Origin of the sequence: Mesorhizobium sp. M7A.F.Ca.US.011.01.1.1 (assembly GCF_003998295.1) — a bacterium.
In the GTDB taxonomy this organism is placed as follows: Bacteria; Pseudomonadota; Alphaproteobacteria; order Rhizobiales; family Rhizobiaceae; genus Mesorhizobium.
In genome coordinates, this window is the sequence record NZ_RZRT01000138.1 from 1 (window position 1) to 2,999 (window position 2,999).

Annotated in this window: 3 protein-coding genes and 1 pseudogene; 2 read left to right on the forward strand and 2 right to left on the reverse strand. The window is 59.3% G+C overall.

Features of this window, described 5'->3' with window-relative positions:
• A pseudogene (locus tag EOA13_RS36740) lies at positions 1 to 216 on the forward strand (nucleotidyl transferase AbiEii/AbiGii toxin family protein); the annotation flags it as partial.
• On the opposite strand, the gene EOA13_RS36745 reads toward EOA13_RS36740, so the two are convergent.
• Together EOA13_RS36745 and EOA13_RS36750 are read right to left on the reverse strand one after the other, a co-directional pair.
• A complete protein-coding gene (locus EOA13_RS36745) occupies positions 213 to 1,085 on the reverse strand; it encodes a hypothetical protein (RefSeq protein WP_127298001.1) in 873 nt (290 codons plus the stop codon). The pseudogene EOA13_RS36740 and the gene EOA13_RS36745 sit on opposite strands and share 4 nt — an antisense overlap.
• Before the next feature lie 161 nt (positions 1,086 to 1,246).
• The gene (locus EOA13_RS36750) at positions 1,247 to 1,693 is read right to left on the reverse strand and encodes a hypothetical protein (RefSeq protein WP_127298002.1); all 447 of its coding nucleotides are present in this window, start codon (positions 1,691 to 1,693) and stop codon (positions 1,247 to 1,249) included.
• A 172-nt stretch (positions 1,694 to 1,865) separates the two neighbouring features.
• On the opposite strand from EOA13_RS36750, the gene EOA13_RS36755 reads away from it, so the two are divergent.
• On the forward strand, positions 1,866 to 2,999 hold a 1,134-nt coding region (locus EOA13_RS36755), incomplete at its 3' end, for a hypothetical protein (RefSeq protein ID WP_206535366.1).

The following is a 2,999-nucleotide window of genomic DNA, read 5'->3' on the forward strand; positions in this document are numbered from 1 at the left end:
GTGCGTCATGCACGCATGTTTTTTGATCGGCCCGATTATGACCTCGCTTCTGCCGTACCAGGGAGCTTCGCGATCGACCCGACGCCCAAGATGGTCGATGCACTTGCGCGCGACTACGACAACACGACCGCGATGATTTTCGGCGTAGCGCCCAGCTTCGATGACATTCTCGCCTCGGGACGACAGATCGAGCGGGAACTCAACACCCGCGCTTAGACGCCGGTGCGAGAACGTTGCCGTTCCCTGCCGCTGGCCGCTTTCCTTGCCACGCGCAGCTCCTCGATCGTGGGTTGTCTCCAGATCGCGTCGTCAACCTTCGATCCGGGACGGGAGGGCCAGGTTTTCACCAGTTCGGCCAGCGTAGCCGGACGCCATTGCCCCCAAACGCTATCGGCTGAGGTTGGAACATCGGCATAAAAGGCAAGAAGGATCTCCGGATCGGCCGGCTCGCCATCGCACCCGATGAAAACGACCACGCCGTACGCAGAGGTCATCACGGGCCGACCAAAAGGCGGTAGATTCTCCGGATCGAGCGGATACCGCCTGCGGCGCCGTTCGGTGGCGCGCGCCCGCGCGGCTCGTTCCTTTTCAGACCCGCGATTAGCCTCTCGGCGCTTCTTGCGTTCCTCCGGCTCGTTGCGCCTGGCCGCCTCTTCGACGCGGCTCCAGTGGCGGCGCAGGGCGTCATATGACCGGTATGGAACCGTCCAAACACGGCGGTCGGAATCCCAGGAGGCAAACGGAACCTCGCGCATCTCATCGACGACGGTACGGGAATAGGGCGTCACCACTTCCAAATGATCATCAAGGCGCCGAAGATACTTCGAGACGGTGGGATTAAACGCAAAGGCGTCACGGCCCTTGAGGTCGGCATAGTTTTGCGTCTGAGAGCGCTCTCGTTCGAGCCATTGATCGAAACGCCGCGCCGCGGTTTTGCCCGGAACGAACCACGCCTTCAGATCGTCGTTCCAGCGGGCGCGAGGAAAGGTCTTCCGAAACCGTTCGACCGTCATGCGGTCATAGGGAAATGCCGCCGTCACGCCGGGACGATCCTTTCCGTTCGAACTTGCCTTGCTATCGCTCATGGCTGATCAACGCGCCGCAATCGACAATCACTTTGTTCGACAACGTTTCAACCAGACGCTCGGTTCTGAGGAACCTCGATTCGGCGTTGTCGTCGACATCGGGTTGTTCATGGCGACTCGGTCGGCGCTTGTTTCGGGTAGTCAGGAGGGAGGGCGCCAAGTCAATGGTCGCCCTGAGGCACACCTAGCTCATCCATGTTCAGCGCCTCGATGACACTCGACCTGATCGTCTGGCAGTATCGAAGGACGCTCTCGTCGGAGATGTCGGTGCGCTCTCGGGTCACCACGTAGCGTGCTCGCACGTAGTCGTTGTTTGCCGATAGTTTGCGGGACTGGGCGAAAATCTGAGCTGGCAGTTTCAATCCCAGCGATTTGGCGCGAACGACCATCTTCTCGAGGTCATGGCCCAAGGACCGCAGGACTTCGATGGTTTCCCCAGCGGAACGCATGTAGGTTTTGAGAAAGAGCTCAGCCGCATGGTAGGTCATCAATCGCACGGGCCCTGTGCCTATTTTCGGGTCCCGGGAGGCGAGCTTTGCGGCAGACAGATAGTCATCTGCCAGTAGGAAAATGCCGTAGGGCGTGGCTCCGGCCGATTCAGGTATCATCGTCACACGCTTTCTAGCCGGGCCTTCATGAGTCGATCAGCGGCGGCATTCGGGTTGTATTGTTGCGTTTCACGAGTTCTACAGTAGTCTGCAACTGACTGATTTTCATGGGGCTGCGCTGGAATTCCAGGACGGTCGTCAGCGCAAGGCGGCAGTCGTGGGGGAATAACGCATGCCGACCAACAACTGGATCCGGTTTCTTCGGAACTACGGACCCATTCCGACCAACGATAATATGTACGACGAGACCATTCAGCGGGCGCTGGCTCGCTTGAAGATGCAGCCCATCGAGCTGCCGGCTCAGCATCTGGCATGGTTGGTCGATAATTTCAGGTCAGACGAGTGCCAGTCCATCATCCTCACGGGCACCGCCGGCGACGGGAAGACCTATCACTGCCGACGCGTGTGGCTTGAGCTTGGAGGCACAATTGAAGATTGGAACGCCGGCGAGAAGATTCAACGCCTCAGCTTGGGGTCTCGCCAACTCATCGTCGTCAAGGACCTGAGCGAGCTTCGCTCCGACGAGAGTAAACCGCTGATCGAGCAGATGGCGTGGGACGTCGCAGACCCCAATTCCCCCAGGGTCTACTTGATGGCGGCCAATCACGGTCAGCTTCTCGAAAAGATGAAGACCGCCGGCAGCGACAAGACGACGAGCGCTCTAGTCGCGGTAGTCGAGAATCTGCTGGTCGTTGGCCGCAGCGGGAATTCTGCAATTAAGCTCGATTTGAGGGACCTTAGCCGGTCTGCCGCCGCCGTGATGATCGATCAGGTCATCGAGGCGGTGACGCTGCACCCCGGTTGGGACGGATGCGCGGATTGTCCGGCGCTGAATGGGGCAACCTGTCCAATCCGCGAGAACCGCGAACGGCTGATCGGAACCCACGACAATGGTCTCTTCCGGCGACGGCTCGGCAATCTGGTCGAAGCCAGCGAACAGAATGGTGGTCACTTTACCATCCGGCAGGTTCTATCCCTCGTCACGAACATCATTCTTGGACATCCCGACGCACGCGACGGACTGATGGCGTGCACCGATGTCCTCGAATTGGCAGCTGCGGGAACTGCGGAGCGCGCCAGTCCCTACCGCAACGTGTTCGGCGGCAACTTGAAACCAAGCCGAGCAGAAAGAACCGAACCCTTTCGCAAGCTTAACCTGTTCGGCATCGGCTCGGAAACGAGCAACAAAGTCGACAATATGCTTGTCTACGGCGTCGACGATCCGGCACTGGTGGAAACCTACAGAACCCTCGTGCAAACCGATCAGGTCTATGGCGAGACGCCAGCCTATAAACGAGCGCAACAG

Coding starts and splice junctions, on each gene's coding strand:
- EOA13_RS36750 (WP_127298002.1), bottom strand. CDS start 1,693: ATGATACCTGAATCGGCCGGAGCCACGCCCTACGGCATTTTCCTACTG.
- EOA13_RS36745 (WP_127298001.1), bottom strand. CDS start 1,085: ATGAGCGATAGCAAGGCAAGTTCGAACGGAAAGGATCGTCCCGGCGTG.